This window comes from Lysobacter firmicutimachus, from assembly GCF_037027445.1.
GTDB classification, from domain to species: domain Bacteria; phylum Pseudomonadota; class Gammaproteobacteria; order Xanthomonadales; family Xanthomonadaceae; genus Lysobacter; species Lysobacter firmicutimachus.
This window is the reverse complement of record NZ_JBANDL010000002.1, coordinates 4,184,302-4,209,234: the sequence shown is the minus strand read 5'-3', so window position 1 is coordinate 4,209,234 and position 24,933 is coordinate 4,184,302. Positions and strand designations below refer to the sequence as shown.

20 protein-coding genes are annotated in these 24,933 nt (G+C 69.7%); 17 read left to right on the top strand and 3 right to left on the bottom strand.

Annotated features, from left to right (window positions below; all coding sequences use genetic code 11):
* Positions 1–40: 40 nt before the first annotated feature.
* The 7 genes from V2J18_RS18205 to V2J18_RS18175 all read left to right on the top strand — a co-directional run bounded on the left by V2J18_RS18205 (position 41) and on the right by V2J18_RS18175 (position 9,719).
* Positions 41–2,455, top strand: a complete 2,415-nt coding sequence (locus V2J18_RS18205) for a TonB-dependent receptor (protein ID WP_336132526.1) — start codon at positions 41–43, stop codon at positions 2,453–2,455.
* Between the two features lie 157 nt (positions 2,456–2,612).
* Entirely contained in the window at positions 2,613–4,730 is a 2,118-nt protein-coding gene (recG, locus tag V2J18_RS18200; protein ID WP_336132525.1) for an ATP-dependent DNA helicase RecG, read from the top strand.
* Between the two features lie 132 nt (positions 4,731–4,862).
* Positions 4,863–5,618 (top strand): calcium-binding protein, encoded by a 756-nt coding sequence (locus V2J18_RS18195; protein WP_064746598.1) that lies wholly within the window; start codon positions 4,863–4,865, stop codon positions 5,616–5,618.
* A gap of 147 nt (positions 5,619–5,765) precedes the next feature.
* Positions 5,766–6,401 (top strand): DUF4166 domain-containing protein, encoded by a 636-nt coding sequence (locus tag V2J18_RS18190; protein WP_336132524.1) that lies wholly within the window; start codon positions 5,766–5,768, stop codon positions 6,399–6,401.
* Positions 6,398–7,339, top strand: a complete 942-nt coding sequence (locus V2J18_RS18185) for a nucleoside hydrolase (protein WP_064746596.1) — start codon at positions 6,398–6,400, stop codon at positions 7,337–7,339. The genes V2J18_RS18190 and V2J18_RS18185 overlap by 4 nt, the downstream gene beginning before the upstream one ends.
* Positions 7,340–7,732: 393 nt before the next feature.
* Complete coding sequence (locus V2J18_RS18180) at positions 7,733–7,975, top strand: type B 50S ribosomal protein L31 (protein ID WP_064746595.1); 243 nt, start codon at positions 7,733–7,735, stop codon at positions 7,973–7,975.
* Between the two features lie 436 nt (positions 7,976–8,411).
* Positions 8,412–9,719 carry a citrate synthase gene (locus V2J18_RS18175; RefSeq protein ID WP_064746616.1) on the top strand — a complete coding sequence of 436 codons (1,308 nt, stop codon included), beginning with the start codon at positions 8,412–8,414 and terminating at the stop codon, positions 9,717–9,719.
* Positions 9,720–9,802: 83 nt separating this feature from the next.
* Here the strand turns inward: V2J18_RS18175 and V2J18_RS18170 are convergent, their stop codons facing one another.
* The 3 genes from V2J18_RS18170 to V2J18_RS18160 all read right to left on the bottom strand — a co-directional run bounded on the left by V2J18_RS18170 (position 9,803) and on the right by V2J18_RS18160 (position 13,808).
* Entirely contained in the window at positions 9,803–10,195 is a 393-nt protein-coding gene (locus V2J18_RS18170; RefSeq protein ID WP_064746594.1) for a hypothetical protein, read from the bottom strand.
* 148 nt (positions 10,196–10,343) lie between these two features.
* The gene (locus V2J18_RS18165; RefSeq protein WP_064746593.1) at positions 10,344–10,997 is read right to left on the bottom strand and encodes a hypothetical protein; all 654 of its coding nucleotides are present in this window, start codon (positions 10,995–10,997) and stop codon (positions 10,344–10,346) included.
* A gap of 246 nt (positions 10,998–11,243) precedes the next feature.
* Entirely contained in the window at positions 11,244–13,808 is a 2,565-nt protein-coding gene (locus tag V2J18_RS18160; RefSeq protein WP_336132523.1) for a penicillin-binding protein 1A, read from the bottom strand.
* Positions 13,809–14,209: 401 nt separating this feature from the next.
* Between V2J18_RS18160 and V2J18_RS18155 the strand changes: the two genes are divergently transcribed.
* The 10 genes from V2J18_RS18155 (at position 14,210) to V2J18_RS18110 (ending at position 24,930) form a co-directional block, all read left to right on the top strand.
* On the top strand, positions 14,210–15,268 hold the full coding sequence (locus V2J18_RS18155) for a pilus assembly protein PilM (protein ID WP_064746591.1): 1,059 nt from the start codon (positions 14,210–14,212) through the stop codon (positions 15,266–15,268).
* Complete coding sequence (locus tag V2J18_RS18150; RefSeq protein WP_336132522.1) at positions 15,268–16,071, top strand: PilN domain-containing protein; 804 nt, start codon at positions 15,268–15,270, stop codon at positions 16,069–16,071. Before V2J18_RS18155 ends, V2J18_RS18150 begins: the two co-directional genes overlap by 1 nt.
* Positions 16,068–16,784 carry a type IV pilus inner membrane component PilO gene (locus V2J18_RS18145; protein WP_064749134.1) on the top strand — a complete coding sequence of 239 codons (717 nt, stop codon included), beginning with the start codon at positions 16,068–16,070 and terminating at the stop codon, positions 16,782–16,784. Before V2J18_RS18150 ends, V2J18_RS18145 begins: the two co-directional genes overlap by 4 nt.
* Position 16,785: 1 nt before the next feature.
* Complete coding sequence (locus V2J18_RS18140; protein ID WP_064749133.1) at positions 16,786–17,334, top strand: pilus assembly protein PilP; 549 nt, start codon at positions 16,786–16,788, stop codon at positions 17,332–17,334.
* A 15-nt stretch (positions 17,335–17,349) separates the two neighbouring features.
* Positions 17,350–19,428 carry a type IV pilus secretin PilQ gene (locus V2J18_RS18135; protein WP_079248276.1) on the top strand — a complete coding sequence of 693 codons (2,079 nt, stop codon included), beginning with the start codon at positions 17,350–17,352 and terminating at the stop codon, positions 19,426–19,428.
* A 198-nt stretch (positions 19,429–19,626) separates the two neighbouring features.
* A complete protein-coding gene (locus V2J18_RS18130; protein WP_064749132.1) occupies positions 19,627–20,643 on the top strand; it encodes an AAA family ATPase in 1,017 nt (338 codons plus the stop codon).
* 94 nt (positions 20,644–20,737) lie between these two features.
* Positions 20,738–21,634, top strand: a complete 897-nt coding sequence (locus V2J18_RS18125; RefSeq protein WP_336132521.1) for a DUF58 domain-containing protein — start codon at positions 20,738–20,740, stop codon at positions 21,632–21,634.
* Positions 21,631–22,089, top strand: coding sequence for a DUF4381 family protein (locus tag V2J18_RS18120; protein ID WP_425606120.1), 459 nt, complete (start codon positions 21,631–21,633; stop codon positions 22,087–22,089). The genes V2J18_RS18125 and V2J18_RS18120 overlap by 4 nt, the downstream gene beginning before the upstream one ends.
* A gap of 25 nt (positions 22,090–22,114) precedes the next feature.
* Positions 22,115–23,119 (top strand): vWA domain-containing protein, encoded by a 1,005-nt coding sequence (locus V2J18_RS18115; protein ID WP_336132520.1) that lies wholly within the window; start codon positions 22,115–22,117, stop codon positions 23,117–23,119.
* Positions 23,116–24,930 carry a tetratricopeptide repeat protein gene (locus V2J18_RS18110; RefSeq protein ID WP_336132519.1) on the top strand — a complete coding sequence of 605 codons (1,815 nt, stop codon included), beginning with the start codon at positions 23,116–23,118 and terminating at the stop codon, positions 24,928–24,930. The genes V2J18_RS18115 and V2J18_RS18110 overlap by 4 nt, the downstream gene beginning before the upstream one ends.
* Positions 24,931–24,933: the final 3 nt, after the last annotated feature.

Sequence of the window (24,933 nt, the reverse complement as noted above, 5' to 3'; positions counted from 1 at the left end):
CGCGCGTTCGGGTCTGGAACGAACGAGAGGGGAGCTTTCGATGTCGTTGCGCAAACACCGCCTGGTCGTCGCGACCGGCACCGCCATCGCCGCGTTGTGCGGCGGCGCCTTCCTGCCCGCTGCGGCGCAAACGCCGGATCAGCCCAAGGAGTTGGACAAGATCACCGTCACCGCGCAGAGCCGCGAGCAGGAGCTGCAGGACGTGCCGATCGCGTTGCAGGTGGTCACCGACCAGCTGATCGACGAGGTCGCCGCGCAGGACCTGGGCGACCTGGACAGCTTCGTGCCCGGCCTGGTGGTCGACAGCCAGCAGCCGACCCAGCCCGGGTTCCAACTGCGCGGCATCAGCACCGACGACTTCGGCATCGGCACCGATCCGGCGGTCGGCGTCTACGTCGACGGCGTCTATGCCGGCCGCGGCGGCGGCGTGCTGCTGCCGTTCACCGACGTGGAGCGGATCGAAGTGCTGAAAGGGCCGCAGGGCACCTTGTTCGGCCGCAATACCGCCGCCGGCGCGATCTCGATCGTGACCCGCAAGCCCAGCGCCGCGGCGACCGAAGTGGCGGCCAAGCTGCGCGTCGGCAACCACGGCAAGCAGTACGTCGACGGCATGCTCAACCTGCCGGTCAGCGAGAACTCGGCGTTCCGCTTCAATGCCTTGATCAATCACGCCGACGGCTGGATTCAGGATGCGCAGACCGGGCGCGATCTCAATCCGGAAAACAACTGGGCCACGCGCGCGGCGTTCAAGACCCGGCTCGGCGAGCGCACCTCGGTGCTGCTGAGCTGGGATCATGAGAGTCTGGATCAGCTCGGGCAGGCCACGACCGGCATCGTCGCCCTGCCGCCGGCGCCGGGCCTGCCGGCACTGCCGGTCGACGAGTCGGCCTATCTCGATCCGCGCAAGGTGCCGACCTTCAGCGACGCCGAGGGCAACGAGGAATCGCGGCGCTTCGACGGCGTCACCCTGATCGTCGATCACGGCACCGACTGGGGCGGCTTCACCTCGACCACCTCGTGGCGCGATTACGACTCGCTCAACCGGGTCGAAGAAGACGGTACCAACCGCCGCTATCTCTATGTCGACTCGACCAACACCGAGAGCAACCGCAGCTTCTACCAGGAGTTCAAGTTCGCCGGCAGCACCGACAAGATCGACTGGGTCGCCGGCGCCAGCTATTTCGACGAGCGCGCCAGGCAGACCAGCGAAGTCAACGCGATGACCGACTCGGTCGACACCATCGTCCACAACCTCGGCCTGGCGCCGACCCCGACCGGCTACCTGTTCGGCTACGTCGACCAGCAGCTCGGCGCGCTCGGCATTCCGATCAGCCTGCTCGGCCACCGTTGGAACGAGAAGTTCAACAACACCCTGGACACCCGCGCCTACGCGGTGTTCGGCGACGTGATCTGGCACGCCACCGACAAGCTCAATCTGACCGTGGGCCTGCGCTACACCCGCGACGAGAAGAAGTTCAGCTGGCTCAACACGCCGCGTTCGGCGCCGGAACTGGACGCTGCGCTGGACCAGCTCGACGCGCTGGGCTTCTTCGATCTGGCCGGGATCCCGCGCGAGTTCTTCGTCTTCGACGTCGCCTTCATCGACCCGCCTGCGCTGATGAACAAGGGCGTCCTGCGGCGAACTTCCGACAGTTGGACCGATTTCAGCCCGCGCTTCGTCGTCGACTACCATTTCGACGACGACACCATGGTCTTCGCCTCGCTGGCCAAGGGCTACAAGGCCGGCGGCTTCAACTCGCTGCAGATCGGCAGCAGCTTCGAGAACGAGGACGTCTGGAACTTCGAGACCGGGATCAAGAAGGCCTTCCCGGACCAGCGCCTGCAGCTCAACGCCTCGGTCTACTACTACGTCTACGACAACCGCCAGGCGGTGCGGCTGGACAACAGCACCGACATCCCGCGTTTCGTGATCGATACCTCCGACCTGGAAGCCTATGGCCTGGACTTCGACCTGCGCTGGCAGGTCAGCGACGCCTTCGGCCTGGACTTCAACGCCGGCTTCATCGATTCCACCTACAAGAACTACGTCACCGCCGACGGCATCGACGCCAGCGGCGACCCGACCGGCCTGCCGTACTGGTCGTTCGCCGGCGGCGCGCACTACCGCTGGGATCTGGGCGGTCGCGGCGACCTGCGCGCCTCGCTGCGCCACGCTTACCGCGGCAAGGTCCGCTGCAGCGACGAGTCGCGCTCGCAGAACCGCTGCGGGGTGAGCCCGGCGCTGGACCTGGGCGAAGCGCAGAACCGCACCGACCTGCGCCTGGCCTGGACCTCGCCGCAGGGCCGCTGGGGCTTGGCCGCCTACGCGAACAATCTGTTCGACCACCAGTACGTCAACGCGCTGGGCACCTACGGCAAGACCGTGCTCGGCACCGTCGGCGCCCGCGTCAGCGAGCCGCGCACGTTCGGGCTGGAGTTCAGCGCCCGGTACTGACTCGTTCGACCGGCGGGCGGGCGCGGCGAACGCCCGCTCGCCCCGCCGCGGCGCCAGCGAACGCGCCGGTCGCGTCGTCCGTCGCGCCCTCGTCGACGGTCGACGGCGTCGCGCCGCGCGCTTTCCCGACCCGCAGTTCCGGCCCTATCCTTACGCCATGCAGAGCCGTAAGGACGGTCCCGCCGTCGATCTCCACACGCAACCGCTGCCGCGCATGCCCGGGGTCGGCCCGGCCGTGGCCGAAAAACTGGCGGCGCGGGGGCTGCTGACCCTGCAGGATTTCTGGCTGCAACTGCCGCGCCAGTACGAAGACCGCACCCAACTCACCCCGATCCGGCGCCTGCAGCCGGGGATCGCGGCGCAGGTCGAAGGACGGGTGGAGGCGGTCGAGCGCGGCTTCCGCTACCGACCGATGCTGCGGGTCGCGGTCGGCGACGATTCGCACGGCACGGTGGTGTTGCGCTTCTTCCATTTCCGCGCCGCCCAGGTCGCTCAGTTCCGGGTCGGCGCGCGGGTGCGGCTGTACGGCACGCCCAAGCCCGGCCAGCACGGGCTGGAGATCGTCCATCCGAGCTATCGCATTCTCGACGACACGGCCGAGGTCGAACTCGGGCAGTCGCTGGACCCGGTGTATCCGGCCATCGAAGGCATCGGCCCGGCCACCCTGCGCAAGCTGATCGGCTTCGCCCTCGACCGCCTGCCCGACGACGCCGCGCTGGAGCTGCTGCCTGGCGAGCTGCGTCGGCGACTGAAACTGCCGACCCTGCGCGAAGCGCTGCTGACCGTGCACCGGCCGCCGGTCGATGCCGATGTGGCCGCGCTGATCGAAGGCCGGCATCCGGCGCAACGCCGGCTGGCGCTGGAAGAGCTGCTGGCCCATCACCTGAGCCTGCGCCGCCAGCGCATCAGCCAGCAGGCGCACCGCGCGCGGCCGCTGAAGCAACTGCCGCTGGCCGAGCGCCTGCGCAAATCGCTGCCGTTCAAGCTGACCGCGGCGCAGCGGCGGGTGTTCGACGAAATCCGCGCCGACCTGGCCAAGCCTTCGCCGATGCTGCGGCTGGTGCAGGGCGACGTCGGCAGCGGCAAGACCGTGGTCGCCGCGCTGGCGGCGATGCTGGCGGTGCAGCACGGCCGCCAGGCCGCGCTGATGGCGCCGACCGAGCTGCTGGCCGAGCAGCACCTCAATAATCTGCGCCGTTGGCTGGAACCGCTGGGCGTGCGCGTGGCCTGGCTGGCCGGCAAGGTCACCGGTCGCGCGCGCAAGAACGTGCTGGCGCAGGTCGCGGCCGGCGAGGCCCAGGTGGTGGTCGGCACCCATGCGCTGATGCAGGAGGGCGTGGCCTTCCAGGATCTGGCCCTGGCCATCGTCGACGAACAGCACCGTTTCGGCGTGCACCAACGCCTGGCGCTGCGCGACAAGGGCGCCGGCGGCAGCGTCGGCGACGACGCGATCGTGCCGCATCAGCTGGTGATGACCGCCACGCCCATCCCGCGCACCCTGGCGATGACCGCCTACGCCGACCTGGACGTGTCGGCGATCGACGAACTGCCGCCCGGCCGCACGCCGGTGCAGACCGTGGCGCTGAGCGAAGAGCGCCGGCCCGAGCTGGTCCAGCGCATCCGCAACGCCTGCGCCGAAGGCCGCCAGGCCTATTGGGTCTGCACCTTGATCGACGAGTCCGACGAGGTGGTGGCGCAGGCCGCGCAATCCACCTTCGAAGAACTGTCGCGCCAGCTCGCGCCGCTGCGCGTGGGGCTGGTGCACGGGCGCATGAAGCCCAAGGAAAAGCAGGCGGTGATGCAGGCGTTCAAGGACGGCGCGCTGGATCTGCTGGTCGCGACCACGGTGATCGAAGTCGGCGTCGACGTGCCCAACGCTTCGCTGATGATCGTCGAGAACGCCGAGCGCCTGGGCCTGGCCCAGTTGCATCAGCTGCGTGGCCGGGTCGGCCGTGGCAGCGCCGCCTCGACCTGCGTGCTGCTGTATCGCTCGCCGCTGTCGGGCTTGGCGCGGCAACGCCTGGAGACCATGCGCCAGACCCACGACGGTTTCGTCATCGCCGAAAAGGATCTGGAGTTGCGCGGCCCCGGCGAACTGCTCGGCACCCGCCAGACCGGCCTGGCCGGTTTCCGCGTCGCCGACCTGGCCCGCGACGCCGACCTGCTGCCGCTGGTGCAGGAGCTCGGCGAGAAGCTGCTCGCGCAATCGCCGGAACAGGCCGAGCGCATCGTCGCGCGCTGGGTCGGCGGCGCGGCGCGTTACGCCTCGGCCTGAACATCCAAGGCGATCTTCGCCTGCGTCTGCGCCTGTGCGACACGGCTCTGCTGCAATGATCGCGCGAGCGTGCGCCGCACGGCCCGCACCGAGCGCGGAGGGAGTCCCGCGCATTCACGACAGGAGCGTCCCATGCCCGCTTTGTTCGATGTGCCGCAGCACGAATTCGCTTCGCTGCCGGCGGTGGCCGGCGAAGTCCGCCAGGTCGGCGATATGGAATGGGGCCGGGCGACGCGCGATGCGCTGCGTTACCCGGCCGGCCGCTTGTGGCGCGTGCAGTTGTCGGGACAGGTGCTGACCGGCACTACCGGCGACGACACCCTGACCGGCGGCGCCGGCGACGATACGCTGTACGGCCTAGACGGCAACGACCTGCTGCTGGGCGAGGGCGGCAACGACACGCTGTACGCCGGCGACGGCGACGACATCCTCGCCGGCGGCAGCGGCGACGACGCCTTGCACGGCGAGCTGGGCAACGACGCCTACGTGTTCGGCCTGGGCGACGGCCACGACCGCATCCACCAGAGCGACGTCGAGGGCCAGTTCCTCACCATCCTGGTGCTGAAGCCCGGCGTTCATCCGGACCAGGTGCAGCTCGAGCGCGACGGCCTGGATCTGGTCGTGCGCCTGGCCAGCGCGGAAACCGTCACCCTGGCGGCTTTCTTCCCGCCCGCCGACGATCCCTGGCAGTGGCCGCGCGCGGTGGACCAGTTCTGGTTCCAGGAAGGAGCGGCCTGGGAAATGAGCGACATCCTCGCCCGCCTGCCCGGCGCCGCGACCGCGTCGGCAGGCTGGCGCGGCGGCGTTTCGCCGGTGCCGGTTGCCGGACGGGCGTCGCCGCCGTGCGCGACGGCGCTCTCGCCCGGGCGCCGGGGCGGGGCCTTGTAAGCGCGGCGAGGGCGTGCCCGAGCGCTTGAAGCGCTTGGTTGGGAAGCCCGGCGCTTTGCCGAAACCCTCGTGCCCGGCCGGCCCGGGCACGAGGGTTCCCGAAGAGCGCCGAAGGGGCTTGCATTTCGGCGGTGGGATTTGGCTATAGTGTCCCGCCCGCTGGAGCGCCTCACCCGGATGCCGGGAGCCCCTCACAACGCGGCGATGCACTGGTTCGGCCCGGCCTTCGAGCGGCTGCACCCGCGCCTGCAAGCTTTGCACCGCAGCGGCGGTGCGCTGGACGGGCAGATCGGGATTTCCACCGGTCGCGGTCTGGCCGGCCTGCTCGGTCGCCGCCTCGCCGAGCGCCTGGGCATTCCCACCGACCGCGCGCAGCGCGGGTTCCGGGTCGACATTTCCCACAGCCAAGACGCCATGCGCTGGCACCGCCGTTTCGACGACGGCAGCGAACTGCTGTCGGTGTTTCGGCCGGTCGGGTCTTATCCGCACGGCCATTGGCTGGAATCCACCGGTCCGGTCCGGATGCGGCTCGGCGTCGACCTCGACGGCGGCGGCTGGCGTTGGCGACTGCTCGGCCTGCGCGTGGGCGGTCTGCCGGCACCGCGCTTCCTGTTTCCGCGCACCGATGCCTACAAGCGCATCGAGTCCCATCCCGACGGCGAGCGTTATCGCTTCGCCGTCGCGTTCTCCTGGTTTCCCTTCGGCGAACTGCTGCGCTACGAAGGCGCACTGCACGCTGTCCCGGCCGAATCGGCCGATCCTGTCGAAAGAGTGGTTACATGACCGATCGCATTCCCCTGCTTATCGATACCGACCCCGGCGTGGACGACGCGCTGGCGCTGTTGATGGCGTTCAACGATCCGCGCCACCAACTGGTCGGCCTGACCATCGCCGCCGGCAACGTCGGTCTCAAGCACACCGTCGCCAATGCGCTGAAGCTGTGCGAAGTGGCCGGCGTCGACGTGCCGGTGTTCGCCGGCGCCGACGCGCCGCTGCTGCATCCCTCGCCGGACGCCGGCTACGTGCACGGCCAGGACGGTTTCGGCGACGTCGGCTACGAGCCCGCGCAGCGCCGGGCCGAGGCCGAGCACGCGGCGCTGGCGATCATTCGGTTGTCGCACCAGCACGCCGGCAAGCTGTTGCTGGTCGCGCTGGGCCCGCTGACCAACGTCGCCCTCGCGCTCAAGCTCGACCCGACCCTGCCGCAGCGCATCGCGCGCCTGGTGGTGATGGGCGGCGCGGTGACCTGCCAGGGCAACATCACCCCGGCCGCGGAATTCAACATCTATTTCGATCCGGAGGCCGCGCACATCGTGTTCGAAGCCTTCGAGCGCATCGATCTGGCCGACTGGGAAGCGGTGATCGCCCACGGCCTGCACCACGACCGCGTGCTGGAGTGGTTCAAGACCGATTCCGCGCGCGGCAAGTTCTACGAGCGCATTTCCGAGAAGACCCGGATGTGGTCGATCGACCGCCGCGGCGACCACTGGCACGCCGCCGACGCACTGGCGATGGCCTTCGCGCTCGAACCCGAAGGCGCGCTGGAACTGCAGGCGCGGCCGCTGTCGATCGAGCTGGACGGTACTCACAGTCGCGGCGCGACGATCGTCGACTGGCGGCGCCAGGAAGGGCGGCCGGACAAGGTGTCGATTCTGATGAAATACGATCAACAGCGCTTCGAATCCCTCCTCCAGGCCGCCCTATCCGCGTCCCCCGCGTAGGCAGTCGGCGACCGGCGCCAGCGTCCGAGGCGCGTCCCCCGCGTAGGCAGCCGGCGACCGGCGCCAGCGTCCGAAGCGCGTCCCCCGCGTAGGCAGTCGGCGACCGGGAGCGGGTCCCGCGCACAGCGGGCGCCTATGAAGGCCGGTCACCGGGGCCCGTTCCCAAGGCCGCCCCGGGGCGGCCGCGCGCGGCCCTCCGCCGGCGTCGCCCAAACGCCGCTTTTGAGTGGCAAAGGCGCCGGCGTCAGGAGATTTTTGCCGTCTGGCCCGGAAGTCCGACTCCATCGCTCTCACCGCTCCGTGCGATGAAATCCAATGCTCTCCGGGCTTGCGCGCACTGCCAGGAGCTGGCTATACTGCGCGACTTTCCCGCACACCTTAAGGTTGAGTGCCATGAAGGCAGGCATCCATCCCGAGTACCGCGACGTCGTGTTCCAGGACGTCACCACCGATTTCCAGATCCTGACCCGTTCGACCCTGTCGAGCAAGGAAACGATCAAGCTCGATGGCGCCGAGTACCCGCTGATCAAGGTCGATATCTCGTCGGCCTCGCACCCGTTCTACACGGGCAAGCACAAGATCGTCGATACCAGCGGCCGCGTCGACAAGTTCCGCAAGCGTTACGCGCAGAAGTAATTCCGCGCCGCATCGCTGTACACCCAACGGCTGCCCGCAAGGGCGGCCGTTTGCGTTTGCGCATCGCGCTGCTTTCGGTAGCGTTGCGGCACCTGCGGTCAACCCCGCGTCGGCGCACGTTGCGGGCTTTCCTGCCGGGGCGGCATAAGCCGCGGCCCAGGCCCCTGTGTCCCGTTCCGCGCCAGCGGCCCATCCCCGCTAGCGCTCCCGCCAGGACATGCAAGCCGGTTTCCGTCGCGCCCGCCGCCACCCTGTGCCGGCGAGCTTTCCCGTGCCGCACCGGCAACGCACCGTGTCGCTGCCGGCGGCGTCCCGACCAAAGTCCGAGCTTGGGCTCTGGAATCGTTGTGCGATAATTCAGTATCGCAATCCGTTTGTGACCCCTGTTGCCCTCCTGCCGCGGCCCTCCCTGCGGCAGCAGACCGAGGAGTGTTTCGTGTCCGATGATTCCAAAAAAGCCGGCCTTGATCAGGTCACCCTGACCGCCGGCGACAAGAACGTGGTCCTGCCGGTGCAGCATCCGGTGCTCGGCGCTCCCTGCGTCGATATCGCCAAGCTGCCGAAAGAAACCGGGATGTTCACCTACGACCCGGGTTTCACCGCCACCGCCAGCTGCAAGTCCGCGATCACCTACATCGACGGCGACCAGGGCGTCCTGTTGTACCGCGGCTATCCGATCGAGCAGCTCGCCGAGAAGTCGAACTTCCTCGAAGTCGCCTATCTGCTGATGAACGGCGAACTGCCCAGCGCCGGCGAGTTCGCCAAGTTCGAGCACGAGGTCACGCATCACACGATGATGCACGAGGCCTTCCGCACCTTCCTTTACGGCTTCCGCCACGACGCCCATCCGATGGCGATGCTGGTCGGCATGCTCGGCTCGATGGCGAGCTTCTACCACAACGATCTCGACCTGGAAGATCCGGAACAGCGCCGCCTGGCCGCGATCCGTCTGATCGCCAAGGTGCCGACCATCGCCGCCGCCTGCCACCGTTACTCGATCGGCTGGCCGATCCGCTATCCGAAGAACAGCCTCGACTACACCACGCGCTTCCTGCACATGCTGTTCGAAGTGCCGAGCGAGCCGCTGGAGCTCAATCCGGTCGCGGCCAAGGCGATGGACCTGTTGTTCATCCTGCACGCCGACCACGAGCAGAACGCCTCGACCTCGACCGTGCGCCTGGTCGGTTCGACCGGCGCCAACCCCTACGTCAGCGTCGCCGCCGGCGTCGCCGCGCTGTGGGGGCCGGCGCACGGCGGCGCCAACGAGGCGGTGCTGAAGATGCTGGAAGAGATCGGCCGCCCGGAGAACGTCAAGTCGGCGGTCGACAAGGCCAAGGACAAGGAATCGGGCTTCCGCCTGATGGGCTTCGGCCACCGCGTCTACAAGAACTACGACCCGCGCGCCGCGCTGGTCCGCAAGATGACCCACGATGTGCTCGGCGCGCTGGGCGTCAACGATCCGCTGCTGGAAGTGGCGATGAAGCTGGAAGAGGCGGCGCTGCAGGACGAGTACTTCGTCCAGCGCAAGCTCTACCCGAACGTCGACTTCTACTCGGGCATCATCTACAAGGCGCTCGGCATCCCGGTGGAGATGTTCACCGTGATGTTCGCCATCGCCCGCACCGCCGGCTGGGTCTCGCACTGGCTGGAGCAGCAGAACGATCCCGAGAACAAGATCGGCCGCCCGCGCCAGATCTACACCGGCCACGCCACCCGCGACTACGTCGGCGTCGACCGTCGCTGACCGGCGCCGGTTCCCGGATGCGAAAACGCCCCGCTTCGGCGGGGCGTTTTTCGTTGCGGCGACCCGTTGGGTCGCGCGGCGGCTTACTCGACCGTGCAGTCGGTGAGGGTCATGTAGTCGCTGCCGGAGCTGAAGCCGACCGTGCAGGTCGCGGTGAACGCCGTGCCGGGCTCCAGCGCCGACAGCTTGCGGCTCTGGCCCGGGTCCTCGCTGCTCAGGCGCGCGTATTCGGCCTCGCTGCCGGCGTCGGTCGCCGAAGTCAGCGCGGTGTCGGCCAGCGAGGTGTTCTGTTCCAGCACCACCGCCGTGAAGCGCACCCGCTGGTCGTACTCGGGCATCGACAGGGCGCTGTAGTCGGCGCTCTCGTAGCTCGCGTACAGCTTGGACAGGGCGATCGGCGTCGCGGCGGCGGCGGTGCCGGCGACGATGGCGGCGAGGGGCAGCAGGCACAGCGCGGCGGTTTCCTTGATTCGCATCGGACGTCCTTGATCGGGGAAACGGTCGATTGTGGCCGCAGTGCGCGCCAGCGTCATCGGGCGCGCGTCGAATCTGCTCCGCTGCGGTTTGCCCGGCGTGTCGTGACGCGCCTATTGCCGCCGGTGCCTGGGGCGAGCGCGCTCGAACTCAGCCGCGCTCGAACTCGGAGATTTCCTCGTCGGCCAGCAACTGGCGCAGCTGCGCCGCCGAGGCGCGCTTCATCGGCTTCTCGTCGATGCTGGACAGCGGCGCCTGGCGCAGCACGTCCAGCGGCAGCACGCTGAGGTCGAAGCTCAGCTCTTCGGCCGAGAACAGCCATACCGGCGCATCCAGGCTGCGTTCGCGGTCCAGGCGCAGGCGGCGCTCGCGCGCTTCGGCCGGAATGCGGTGCTGTTCGAGAAAGCGCGGCACCGCATCGGGATCGTCGCTGTAGAGGTGCAGGGCGACCGGGCTGCGCGCGTCGGCGGTGCCGTCGAGCACCGGGCCGACCAGGCGCGGTTCGAACTCGGCGAAGAACTCCATCGCGCGCAGCGCGGCCTCGCGGCGTTGGCGCAGGCCGCCGAGGTTGTCGCGCTGGAACAGGCGCTGGTACTCGCGCAGCGCGTCTTCGATTTCGCGGTTACGCGGCAGCGAGGCGTCGTCGAAGATGCCCAGGCGCTCGGCGGCCTTGAGCTTGGCCTGGTGATAGTCGCGGATGCCGCTTTCGGCGATCAGACGGGCCGCTTCGTGAGCGAGCCGGTGACGGCGCTCGCGGATGCGGGTTTGCGCGTGCTGGTGTGCGTGCTGTCGGGCCTGGTGCATCTCGACCTCCGGGCGGGCACGTCACGGCGAGGGCGCTCGCCGCGGCCGGAACCTGCCGGCGCCCCAACGCTAGCACGTCCACCGGTCGGGTTGATGTACGGACCGAAACCGGCGCCGGCGAGGCGCCAGATTGGGCAAGAACGCCGCGTCGCAGGCAAAAAAGAAGGCCGCACGCGCGGCGTGCGGCCCTTTGCGTAGGCTCGCGCGCCGCGGCGGACCCAGGCCCGCCGCGGCGCGGTGCGGCGATCAGAAGATGTCGAAGGACTCCTCCGACGGCGCGGCGTCTTCGTGGCCGTAGTCGGTGTAGGTCTGCATGCGCTCCAGGTCTTCGGCCTTGACCCACTCGATCACGCCGCCGGCGCCGTCCGGGATCAGCGCGCCGTTGCCGGCCACCGACACCTTGACCATGCCCTGCGGCGGTTCGTTGGCCGCCACCGGCTGGTCCTTGAGCGCGACGCGCATGTAGTCGATCCAGATCGGCAACGCGGCCTTGCCGCCGTACTCGCGATAGCCCAGCGACTTGTAGTTGTCGCGGCCGACCCAGACGGTGGTGACGTAGGGGCCGCCGAAACCGGAGAACCAAGCGTCGCGGTGGTCGTTGGTCGAACCGGTCTTGCCGCCGACGTCTTCGCGGCCGAGCACCTTGGCCGCGGTGCCGGTGCCGCGCTTGACCACGTCGCGCAGCATCGAAACGATCTGGTAGGCGATGCGGTCGTCGATCGCGCGCGGGGCGATGTGCATCGCCGCCATCTCTTCCTTGGTCGGCGGCTTCTTCGCCGGAGCGGGCGCGGCCTCGGGCTGCTTGGGCTTGGCCGCCGCGGTCTTGGCGTCGCCGTCCGCGCCCGCGCTCGGCGAGGGGCCCAGGTCGAAGCCGTCGACGATCTGACTGACCGGCGCCGCCACCGCCTGGCCGCGGCCGCCGCATTCGGGGCAGGCCACCGCCGGCTTCTCCTTGAATACCACCGCGCCGGCGCGGTCCTTGACCTCGTCGATGAACCACGGAGTGATGCGGAAACCGCCGTTGGCGAAGACCGCATAGCCGCGCGCCACCGACAGCGGGGTCAGCGAAGCGGTGCCCAGCGACATCGACAGATTCGGCGGCAGCTGTTCGATCTCGAAGCCGAAGTGGCTGATGTACTTGCGCGCGAAATCCACGCCCATCGCATCGAGCAGGCGCACCGAGACCAGGTTGCGCGACTGCACCATCGCCTCGCGTATGCGCATCGGGCCGGCGAAGTTGCCGCTGTCGTTCTGCGGCCGCCACAGGTGGCCGCGGCGGTCCTTGAACACCACCGGGGCGTCGAGCACGATCGAAGCCGGGTTGTAGCCGCGCTCGAACGCGGCCGCGTAGACGAAGGGCTTGAAGCTCGAGCCCGGCTGGCGCCGCGCCTGGGTGGCGCGATTGAACTTGGCGCCGGCGAAGCTGTAGCCGCCGGACAAGGCGCGCAACGCGCCGTTGGCCGGCTCCAGCGAAACCAGCGCGGCCTGCGCCTGCGGCAGCTGGTCGAGACGGTAGCTGATCGTCGGCGGCGCGACCGGCGCGGCGGGCGCGTCGCTGGACGCTTCGCCGGCCGGCTTGGCCGGTGTGGCGGCCGGGGTTTCGATCTTCGCCACCCGCACCATGTCGCCGCGCTTGAGCAGGCTGCCCGGGCTGCGTCCGGCGAAGCCCTGCTTCTCGCTGAGGCTCAGCTCGGTGCCGTCGCCGAGCACCACCTGGGCCTGGCCGCCGCGGGTGCCGAGCACCACCGCCGGCAGCAGGTGGGCCTGGGCTGGGATGCCGCGCAGGCGCAGCTTGGCTGCGGCCGCGTCGTCGCCGGCGGCGAGATCGAAGTGCTGCTCGACTCCGTGCCAGCCGTGGCGGCGGTCGTACACCGACAGGCCGTCGCGCACCGCCTTGTCGGCCGCGGCCTGCAGGGTCGGGTCGATGGTGGTGGTGACGTGATAGCCCTTGGTCAGCGCTTCGGCGCCGTAACGGGCGACCATTTCCTGGCGCACCATCTCGGCGACGTAGGGCGCGTAGACCTCGATCGGGCGCTCGTGCGGACTGGCGTGCATCGCCACCGTCTTGGCCTGGGCGGCCTCGGCGGCGCTGATGAACTGCAGCTCGGCCATGCGGTCGAGGATGTAGTCGCGGCGGATCTTGGCGCGCTCGGGGTTGCTGAGCGGATTGCCGCTGGACGGGAACTTCGGGATGCCGGCCAGCGAAGCCATCTCGTCGAGCGACAGTTCGCTCATCTTCTTGCCGTAGTAGAACTCGGCCGCGGCGCCGACGCCGTAGGCGCGGTTGCCGAAGAAGCTCTTGTTGAGATACAGCTCGAAGATCTCGTCCTTGCTGAGTTCGCGCTCCATGCGCATCGCCAGCAGCATTTCGCCGAGCTTGCGCTTGTAGCTGTATTCCGAACTCAGGAAGTACTGGCGCGCGACCTGCTGGGTGATGGTCGAACCGCCGGGCACGCGCTTGTCGTCGGTGGTCGCCAGCAGCCAGACCGCGCGCGCCACGCCCTTGTAGTCGACGCCGTGGTGCTTATAGAAGCGCGCGTCTTCGATCGCGATGAAGGCCTGCTTCAGCCGCTCGGGCACGTCCTCGATCGCCACCGGATAGCGCCTGGTTTCGCCGAACATCGCCATCAGGCGGCCGTCGCGGGCGTAGACGTACATCGGCTCCTGCAGCTCGATGCTGCGCAGGGTCTCGACGTCGGGCAGCTTGGGAACGATCAGGTAGTACAGGGCGCCGAGCGCGATCGCGCCCAGCAGGACCGCGCCGATGAACGCGTAGAGCGCCCAGCGCAGCCAACGGCGAATACGGGACATCGAAGCGGGTTCCGGATCGTGTGGTTATGGTCGGCCAGTATAGAGGAGCGGGCCGGCGCTCCCGTCGAGCGCTGAGACGCCGCCCGGCCAGGGGGCGGGGAGGGCGGCCGGGCGGGGCGCCGGCCAGCGGACGCGCGGTTGTGCCGTACTTCCGAACCGCCGATCCCGGCACGTTCCGGTTTCCCCATTCAGGGCAGTCTCGCTCTGGCCGACGAACGGTCCGCCTTGTCCCGGCGCGGATCGTGAGGACTGACGGAGCGGGTCACATGACGTTGCGGGTCAAAAAAGCACGACTGGGTTGGCAATCGTGAACAAAGTGGTTGCCAGCCTGTGAAAAGTCCGTTATCTAAGCCGGGGCCACACGAAGTGCGCGTAAGCGCTTGTGGCATGGGGAGATAATTGTGGGACTCATCACAAAAAGCCAACCGGCGCTGGTCGGTGTGGACATCAGTTCGACCGCGGTAAAGCTGTTGCAACTCTCTCGAGTGGGCAACCGCTACCGCGTTGAGCATTACGCCGTCGAACCGCTGCCGCCGAACGCGGTGGTGGAGAAGAACATCGTCGAGGTCGAGGCGGTCGGCGAAGCGATCAAGCGTGCCGTTGCGCGGTCGGGGACCCGCATCAAGCACGCCGCCGCGGCGGTCGCCGGCTCGTCGGTGATCACCCGCGTGATCGGCATGCCCGCGGATCTCGACGACGACGACATGGAATCGCAGATCGAGCTGGAGGCGGCCAATTACGTGCCGTATCCGATCGACGAAGTGAACCACGACTTCGAAATCCTCGGCCCGATGCCGGGCAGCCCGGACATGGTCCAGGTGCTGTTGGCCGCGTCGCGTTCGGAGAACGTCGAAGTGCGCGCCTCGGCGCTGGAGCTCGGCGGCCTGATCCCCAAGGTGATGGACGTGGAGGCCTTCGCGATCGAGAACGCGTTCTCGTTGCTGGCCGACACGCTCAGCGGTCCGCGCGACGGTCTGGTCGCCCTGGTCGACTCGGGCGCCACCATGACCACCCTGAACGTCCTGCGCAACGGCCGCAGCCTCTATCACCGCGAGCAGGTGTTCGGCGGCAAGCAGTTGACCGACGAGGTCATGCGCCGCTATGGCCTGAGCTACGAGGAAGCCGGTCTGGCCAAGCGCCAGGGCGGTCTGCCGGAGAGTTACCAGGCCGAGGTGCTTGAGCCGTTCAAGGAGGCGATGGTCCAGCAGGTCAGCCGTCTGTTGCAGTTCTTCTACGCCGGCAGCGAATTCAACCGCGTCGACCAGATCGTCCTGGCCGGCGGCGGCGCTTCGATCCCGCGCATCGCCGAAATGGTCGAAGAGCAACTGGGCGTGCCGACCACGGTGGCCAACCCGCTCGCGCACATGACGTTGGGCCCGCGCGTCCAGGCGCATGCCCTGGCGCAGGACGCCCCCGCGCTGATGATCGCTTGCGGCCTGGCCCTGAGGAGCTTCGACTGATGGCACGCATCAACCTGCTCCCGTGGCGCGCCGAACGGCGCAAAGCCCGCCAGAAGGAATTCGGCGCCATCCTCGGCCTGTCGGCCCTGGTCGCCGTCGCCCTGTCGGTGCTGATCGTCTTCTACTACAACAGCGAAATCAGCGGCCAGCGCAAGCGCAACGCCTTCCTCGACGCGCAGATCGCCGAAGTCGACAAGAAGATCACCGAGATCGAAGAGCTCGACAAGAAGAAGAGCAAGCTGCTCGCGCGCAAGGAAGTGATCGAGAAGCTGCAGTCCAACCGTTCGCAGATGGTGCACCTGTTCGATTCGCTGGTGCGCACCATTCCCGACGGCGCGGTGCTGACCGCGATCAAGCAGGACGCCGAGACGCTGACCCTGGAAGGGCGCGCCCAGTCCAACGCCCGCGTCAGTACCTACATGCGCAACCTCGAAGTGTCCGGCTGGATGACCAAGCCCGACCTGAACGTCATCGAGGCCAAGGGCAACGAGAAGGGCCTGCCGTACGAGTTCAAGCTGCAGGTCAAGCTGGCCAACCCGAACGCGCCGAAGGACGAGGACGGCGATGGCGTGCCGGACGAGCCGGCGCCGCCGGCCGCGCCGGAAGCCGCGGCCGCTGCCGCTGCGTCGGCGGCCGCTTCCGCCGCTGGCCAGCCGGCCGCCGCCGGCGCCCAGCCGGGTGCCGCGACCGCTCCGGCCGCCGCGCCGGCGGTCAAGCCGGCCGAGGCCGCCAAGCCCGCCGCCGCCCCCGCCAAGCCTGCCGCCGCGCCGGCCGCCCCGACCAAGACAGGAGCCGCGTCGTGAGCAAGAAGGCTTCTATGAAGAATCTGGACTTCAACAACATCGGCGGTTGGCCGCGCCGCGCGCAGATCGTGTTCTGCGCCGTGGTCGGGCTGGTGATCGTCGGTCTGGCCTGGTGGCTGTTCGTGCGCGAGAAGCGCGAAGAGCTCGAGGGCCTGGAGCGCCAGGAAACCGAGCTGCGCACCACCTTCGAGACCAAGCAGGGCCGCGCCGCCAACCTGGAACCGCTGAAGCAGCAGCTCGCGCAGATGGAGCAGCAGCTGCAGCAGATGCTGCGCCAGCTGCCGAGCAAGACCGAGATGCCCGACCTCATCGTCGACATCTCCCAGACCGCCCTGGCCACCGGCATCTCCAACGAGCTGTTCCAGCCGGGCGCGGAAGTGCCGAAGGAGTTCTACGCCGAGAAGCCGATCGCGTTGCGCATGGTCGGTACCTACCACCAGTTCGGCGCCTTCGTCAGCGGCGTGGCTTCGCTGCCGCGCGTGGTCATCATGACCATGCACGACATCTCGCTGAAGCCCAAGGGCAACAACAACAAGGACGCGGCCGGCGGGATCACCCCCAACAGCCCGCTCGAGCTGGCCGGCACGGTCAAGACCTATCGTTATCTGGACGAGGAAGAAATGGCCGCGCAGAATCCGCCGGCAGACGGTTCCGCTCCTGCCCCCGCCGCCGACGGCGCCGCGGGCGGCGACAGCAAGAAGGAGGGCAGCTGAGATGCGCGCTCGCTTCGTTAGCCGTTCTTCCCTCGCCGGCCTGAGCGCGCTCGCTCTGGCCCTGCTGGCGACCGGCTGCTTCCGCAGCGTCACCAGCACCCCGGGCGACGCGCCGAACCTGGAAAAGTGGGTCGCCGAGGTCAAGGCCAAGCCGGCCCCGCCGCTGGACCCGCTGCCGGTCATGCAGCAGTTCGAAACCTTCGAATACAACGCGCAGGATATGCGCGATCCCTTCAGCACCGCCTTTACCGACGAGGACACCGGCTCCGGCCTGCGTCCGGACAAGGCGCGGCGCAAGCAGCCGCTGGAGATGTTCCCGCTCGACGGTCTCGACATGGTCGGGACCCTGGGCCGCGGGGGCGGTATGGTGGCGCTGGTCATGGCGCCCGACAAAGTGACTTATCGTGTTCGACCCGGTGCGTACATGGGGCAGAACGACGGTCGTGTGACCGCCGTGTCTGAGGAGCGCATCGACTTGGTCGAGCTGGTGCCGGATGGCGCAGGCGGCTGGCTGGAACGACCGGCCTCCGTGGCGCTGGAAGATCAATGATTAGGGGATAGCATGATGATCGTATTCAACGCCAAAACCATGCCGTCGGCCCGACGCCCCATGGCATCCGGCCCGCGCCTGGCGGGGCTGGTGATCGGCCTGCTGGCCGGCATCAGCGCAGTCCAGGCGGCGCCCCAGACCGCTGCGACCGCGCCGGCCGCCGTGCCCGCGCCCCAGGTCGCGCCGACCCCGAGCAACGATCCGGCCAAGCAGCTGCCGGGCGCGATCTCGGTCGCCAACATCGACTTCAAGCGCGGCGACGGCGGCTCCGGCAAGCTCATCGTTCGCTTCAGCGGCGACGGCGCCATGCCCGACCTGCGCAACCAGGGCGCGCAAGTCCTGGTCAACGTCGGCAACGCGCAGCTGCCGGATGCGCTGCAGAAGCCGCTGAACGTGGTCGACTTCGCGACTCCGGTGCAACGCATCGACGCGCGCACCAGCGGCACGGGCACCCAACTGGTGCTCAACACCGCCGGCGCCTACGACACCATGGCCTACCAGACCGGCCGCGAGTACATCGTCGAGGTGGTGCCGCGCGCCGCCGCGGCGGGCAATCGCGCGGTCGGCGCTGCAGGCGGCAAGTCGGCCGCCGGCGCCACCGCCGCGGCGTCCGCGCCGGCTCCGGCGGGCGTGACCCGTACCTACTCCGGCCGCCCGGTGACCTTCAACTTCCAGGACGTGCCGGTGCGCACCGTGCTGCAGCTGGTCGCCGAAGAGTCCAACCTCAACATCGTCGCCGCCGACACGGTGCAGGGCAACGTGACCCTGCGCCTGGTCAACGTGCCGTGGGACCAGGCGCTGGACATCGTCCTGCAGGCCAAGGGCCTGGACAAGCGCCGCAGCGGCAACGTGGTGTGGGTCGCGCCGCAGGCGGAAGTGGCCAAGTACGAGCAGGATCGCGAGGACGCGCGCATCGCCCTCGACAACCGCGTCGACCTGACCACCGAATACATCCAGATCAACTACCACAACGCCGGGCAGATCTATAAGGCGCTGACCGAGGCCAAGGGCATCGGTGGCGGCAGCAGCGGCGGCGGCGAAGGCAGCGGGAACAACGAGAACGGCTTCCTCTCGCCGCGCGGCCGACTGGTCGCCGACGAGCGCACCAACACCCTGATGATCAGCGACATTCCGAAGAAGGTCGCGCAGATGAAGGAACTGATCCGGGTCATCGACCGTCCTGTCGACCAGGTCCTGATCGAGGCCCGCATCGTCATCGCCACCGAAAGCTTCGCCCGCGACCTGGGCGCGCGCTTCGGCGTCTCCGGCCAGAAGGGCGACGTGATCACCAGCGGTACGCTGGAGAGCATCAACAACTACCGCAACATCGAGGCCAAGAACGATCTGATCCGTCGTCAGGCGGACAGCCTGAGCACCGCTGCGGCCCGGTACGCCGACGCCGGCGACCGGACCAAGGCCGAGTCGCTGCAGGACCAGGCCCGCTCGCTGCTGCAGACCCTGACCAATCCGGCGTTCCTGTTCCCGGCCAGCCTCAACAGCAACGTCGGCGTGCTCAACCCGGCCGGCGCGCTGGCTTTCACCATCCTCGGCAAGTGGGTCAACCTGGACATGGAGTTCAGCGCGATGCAGACCGAGGGACGCGGCGAAGTCGTGTCCAACCCGCGCGTGGTCACCAGCAACCAGCGCGAGGCGGTGATCAGCCAGGGCCAGGAAGTCGGCTACGTGACGATCTCGCCGCAGCAGGGCGGCAACAGCATTCCGATCCCGAACGTGCAGTTCAAGGACGTGCTGATGGAGATGAAGGTCAACCCGACCATCACCAACGACGGCCGCGTGTTCTTGAACATGAACGTCAAGAAGGACGAGATCCAGGGTTTCGTCGACACCTCGATCGGCCAGGTGCCGCAGATCAACAAGCGCAACATCAACACCGCGGTGCTGGTCGAGGACGGTCAGACCGTCGTGATCGGCGGCGTGTACGAGTTCCGCGACCGCACCGATCTGTCCAAGGTGCCGTTCCTGGCCGACATCCCGTTCCTCGGCAATCTGTTCAAGAAGAAGAGCCGCAGCAAGGAAAAGGCCGAGCTGCTGATCTTCGTCACGCCGAAGGTGATGCAGGTCACCCAGCGCTGATTCGCGCTGGACGCCGTGCGGAAAGGGCCTTCGGGCCCTTTTCGCGTTTTTGCGGCTGGCGTCGGACCGGGCCTTGCATCGCCTGCGCCGTGAGCGCGGCATGAACTGGCCGCGGCCGCGCTGCGGCGGTTTTGAACCTCTCCCGCCGACTTGGGTCAAAATCGGGGCGTATCGCTCCCGATCGTCACTGGATACCGGATGGACAGCGCAATCGACCGCTCCCGCGACCCCCAAGGCGCCGACGGCGCCCGCCTGCACGACGATTTCCGGGCCCTGCGCGACGCGCTGGCGCTGGAGATCGTCGGCCAGGCCGAGCTGATCGAGCGGCTGCTGATCGCCTTGCTCGCCGACGGCCACCTGCTGGTCGAGGGCGCGCCCGGCCTGGCCAAGACCAGCGCGGTGCGCGCCCTGGCCACGCGCCTGGAGGCGGACTTCGCCCGGGTCCAGTTCACTCCCGACCTGCTGCCGGCCGATTTGACCGGCACCGAAGTCTGGCGCCCTCAGGAAGGCCGGTTCGAGTTCCAGGCCGGGCCGATCTTCCATCCGATCCTGCTCGCCGACGAAATCAACCGTGCCCCGGCCAAGGTGCAATCGGCGTTGCTGGAGGCGATGGGCGAGCGTCAGGTCACCGTCGGTCGGGCGACCTATGCGTTGCCGCCGCTGTTCCTGGTCATGGCGACCCAGAACCCGATCGAACAGGAAGGCACCTTCCCCTTGCCGGAAGCGCAGTTGGACCGGTTCCTGATGCACGTGCGCATCGGCTACCCCGAGGCCGCCGCCGAAACCGAGATCCTGCGGCTGGCGCGCGAACGCGCGCGGCAGACGCTGCGGCCCGCCCCGGCCGCGCTGACGCGGATGCCGCAGGCCGACGTGTTCGCCGCCCGCGCCGCAGTGCTCGACCTGCACGTGGCGCCGGCGGTGGAGCGTTATCTGATCGAGATCGTGCTGGCCTCGCGCGACGCCGGCCGCTACGACCCGGCGCTGGCCCGGCGCATCGCCTGGGGCGCCAGCCCGCGCGGTTCGATCGCGCTGGAGCGTTGCGCGCGCGCGCACGCCTGGCTGGCCGGGCGCGATTTCGTCACCCCCGACGACGTGCGCGCGATCGCCCCGGAGGTATTGCGCCACCGCATCCTGCCTAGCTACGAGGCCACCGCCGAGGGTTGGGACGGCGATCGCCTGCTCGGCGAACTGCTCAAGCGGGTGCCGTTGCCTTGAGGGCGGGGATTCGGGATTCGGGATCGGGGATTCGCAGCGGTTGCGCGGCGACGGGAGATCCCCGTTCGAATCCGCAGTTTGACGGAGGCTTGCGGTGAGCGAAGGGGTGGTGCCGAGTCTGAGCGAGCTGGTCGCGCTGCGTGCGGCGGCGAGCGGGCGGCGCGCTGCCCGCCAGGGCCGCCACGGCGTCAGCGGCCAAGCGCTGTCGCCGCTGCGCGGTCGCGGCATGGAGTACGCCGAGTCGCGTGAGTACTCGCACGGCGACGACGCGCGCCATATCGATTGGCGCCTGACCGCGCGCACCGGCCGTGCGCACACCAAACTGTTCCAGGCCGAGCGCGAACGGCTCAGCCTGATCGTCGCCGATACCGCGCCGTCGCTGTATTTCGGCACCCGGGTGCGGTTCAAGTCGGTGCAGGCGGCGCGCGCCGGCGCGGTAGCCGCCTGGGCCGCGGTGCGCGACGGCGACCGCATCGCCGCCTTGCGCGGCAGCCTGCGCGAGCCGCCGGTGACGCCTGCGGCCGGCCCGCGCGGCGCGTTGCGCGTGCTCGACGCGATGGTGCGCTGGTACGCCCAGGCTCCGGCCGACGATGCCGGCTTGGAGGTCGGGCTGGACCATGCCGCGCGCCTGCTGCGCCCGGGTTCGCGGCTGCTGGTGCTGGCCGATCCGGCCAGCGTCGCAGCGCTGCCGGCCCGGCGTTGGGCGACCCTGGCCCAGCATCACGAAGTCGTGGTGCTGCTGTTGACCGATCCGGTCGAGACGCAACCGCCGCGGGCGATGCTTCCGTTCAGTCGCGACGGGCAGCGGATCGAACTCGATCTCGGCGCCGACGACGCGCGCCGGCGCTGGCGCGAGACCTTCGTCGCGCCGGTCGACGCCGCGCTGGAGCAACTGCCGGCGCGAGGCGTGCGCGTGCAGGCGTTGGCGACCGACGCGACCAGCGAATCCTGGCTGCCCTTGCTCGGCTGCGCGCGGCCGCTGGTGGCCTGATGGCCGCGCAACTGCCGCTGCGCGACGTGCATCTGCCGCCGGCGCCGTCGTGGTGGCCGCCGGCGCCGGGCTGGTGGCTGCTGGCCGCCGCGTTGCTGGCGGTCGCCGCGGTCGTCTGGTTCTGGCGCCGTCGCCGTGCGCGACGCCGCGCGGCGATCGAACGCGTGTTCGATCAGGCGCTGGCCGCGGCCGAAACGCCCGCGGCCCAGGTCGCGGCGATTTCCGAACTGCTGCGTCGCGCCGCGCGCCGGCGCGATCCGCAGGCCGACCGTCTGCAGGGCGAGGCCTGGCTGGAATTCCTCGATCGTGACAGCCGCCGCCGCGACTTCGCCGAAGGCGACGGCCGCGTTCTGCTCGACGGCGCCTATCGGCGCGAGGTCGAGCCCGGTCGGGTCGCGGCGTTGCGCGACCTGGCCCGGCGCCGCTTCCTGCAGTGGATGGGGGCGGGCCGATGAGCGCGCACGACACGGACGCCGACGCATGAGCGACTGGCTGAGCCGGTGGAGCGAGCTCTTCGCCTGGCCGTGGTGGCTGCTGGCGCTGCCGCTGCCGTGGCTGGCGCGCTGGCTGTTGCCGCCGGCGCGCGAAGCGTCGGCCGCGCTCAAGGTGCCGTTCGGCGCGCGCCTGGACGCGGTCGCCGGCCACGGCGGCCGCAGCTTGCGCGGCGGCGGTGCGCGCGGATGGATGTGGCTGGCGTGGGCGCTGCTGTGCGTGGCCGCGGCGCGGCCGCAACAGCTCGGCGAGGCGGTGCAGCCGCCGCAAGTCGGACGGGATCTGATGCTGGCGCTGGACCTGTCGGGCAGCATGAGCGAGCCCGACATGAGTTTGAACGACCGCCCGGTCGATCGCCTCACCGCGGCCAAAGCGGTGCTGGCCGACTTTCTGGAGCGGCGCAGCGGCGACCGCGTCGGCCTGATCGTGTTCGGCCGCCGCGCTTACGCGCTGGCGCCCTTGACCCTGGACCGCGCCACCGTGCGCGACCAGTTGCGCGACAGCGTGGTCGGCCTGGCCGGCCAGGAGACCGCGATCGGCGACGCGATCGGGCTGGCGGTCAAGCGTCTGCGCGAGCAGCCGGCCGAACAGCGCGTGCTGATCCTGCTTACCGACGGCGTCAACACCGCCGGTGCGTTGGACCCGCGCAAGGCCGCCGAGCTGGCGCGCGACGATCGGGTGCGCATCCACACCATCGCTTTCGGCGGCGACGGCTCGCTGTCGCTGTTCGGCTTCAAGATCGCCGTGCCCGGCGGCGACGCGCTCGACGAAAGCACGTTGCGCCACATCGCCCGGACCACCGGCGGCCGCTTCTTCCGCGCCCGCGACACCGGCGAGCTGGTCGGCATCTACGCCGAGATCGACCGGCTCGAGCCGATCCGCCGACCGGGCCAGGCGGTGCGGCCGCGCATCGAACGTTACGCCTGGCCGCTGGGCGGCGCCCTGGCCTTGGCCCTGCTCGGTTTCCTGTGGCCGCGGCGGAGGCCGGCATGAGCGCTTCGGTGTGGTCGCTGTGGACCGATCTGCATTGGCTGCGGCCGCAGTGGCTGTGGCTGCTCGCGGCGCTGCCGTTGCTGGCCGGGTGGTGGCGTCGGCGCCGGCGCGATCGCAGCGTCTGGCGCGGCGCGGTCGATGCGCACCTGCTGCCGCATCTGCTGGATGGCCGTGCTGGCCGGGCGTCGCGCCTGGCGGCGGTCGCCGCGGCGCTGGGCTATGTCGTCGCGGTGCTGGCCTTGAGCGGGCCGAGCTGGCGCGAAAGCGAACAGCCGTTGTGGCAGGCGCGCACGCCGCTGGTGCTGGCGCTGGACCTGTCCAGCCGCAGCCTGGCCGGCGATCTGCCGCCGACCCGGTTGGCGCAGGCGCGGGCCAAGTTGTCGGTCCTGCTGCGCGAGCGCGACGGCGGCCATGTCGGTCTGGTGGTCTACGCCGACGACGCTTACACCGTCGCTCCGTTGACCGACGACGGGCGCAACGTGGCGATCTTTCTCGACGCGCTGACGCCGGACATCATGCCTGGCGACGGCCAGCGCGCCGATCGCGCGATCGCCTGGTCGGCGCGCTTGCTGCGCCAGGCCGGTTTCGAGCGCGGCGAGATCCTGCTGATCACCGACCAAGCCGATCGCGCCGCGCGCGCGGCGGCGGAGAAGGCCCGCGAACAAGGCTATCGGGTGTCGGCGTTGGGCCTGGGCGGCGACACGGCGACGCCGTTCCGCCGGCCCGACGGCCGAATCGTCTCGGTGGCGCTGGACGCCGATTCGCTGCGTCGCCTGGCCGGCGACGGCGGCGGCCGCTATGCCGCGATCGGCCAGGGCGACGCCGATCTGCGCGCGCTCGGCGTGCTGGCGCCGAAGATCGGCGATGCCGGCGCGGCGCAGGGCAAGCAGGGGCGGATGCGCGAGGACAACGGCTATTGGCTGTTGCCGCCGCTGCTGCTGTTGGGCTTGTTCGCGTTCCGCCGCCGCAGCGGCGCGGCGGCGCTGGCGCTGCTGCTGTGCCTGGGCCTGCCGCTGTCGCCGGCGCGCGCGCAGGGTCTGTGGCAACGCGCCGACCAGGCCGCGCACGCGCGCATGGAGGAGGGCACGGCGGCCTATCGCAAGGGCGAGTTCGAGCGCGCCGGCGAGTTGTATCGTCAGGGCCAGGGCGCCGATGCGCAGTACAACCTCGGCAACGCGCTGGCGCGCCAGGGCCGCTACGACGAAGCCATCCAGGCCTACGACCAAGCGCTGAAACTGCAACCGGGCATGGCCGACGCGATGGCCAACCGGCGCGCGGTCGCTGCGGCCAAGCAGCGTCCGCCGTCGCCGCAGGAGCAGGGAAAGCAGGACGCGCCGCAGCGCAACGGCGGCGGACAAAAGGGGCAGGGCCGCGACGGCGGCCAAGGCTCGCAATCGAAGCCGCAGTCGCAGAAGGGCCAGCAGGACGGTCAGCGCGCGCAAGATCCGCGGCGCGACCGCAACGCCCCGCGGCCGCAACCCCAGCCGCAGCCCGGTTCTTCGGGGGCCGGCAACGGCCGCAGCGAAGCGCCGCGCGCCGCCGATCAGGCCGCGCAGCAGCAAGCCGACGCGGCGCAGCGCGAACGCATCCGGCGCGAGCTCGAGCGCCAGGGGGCGGCGCAGGGCGGCGGTGCGCAACGCGGCGATCGCAAGGCGCCGGCGCCCGGCCGCGAAAGTGCGCAGCAGCGCGAACGCCGGATGGCCAACGAGGCCTGGCTCAAGCGCGTCCCGGACGACCCGGGCGGGCTGTTGCGGGAGAAGTTCAAGATCGAATACGAGCGGCGGCAGATGCAGTCGCTGAAGGGAGACTGAGGC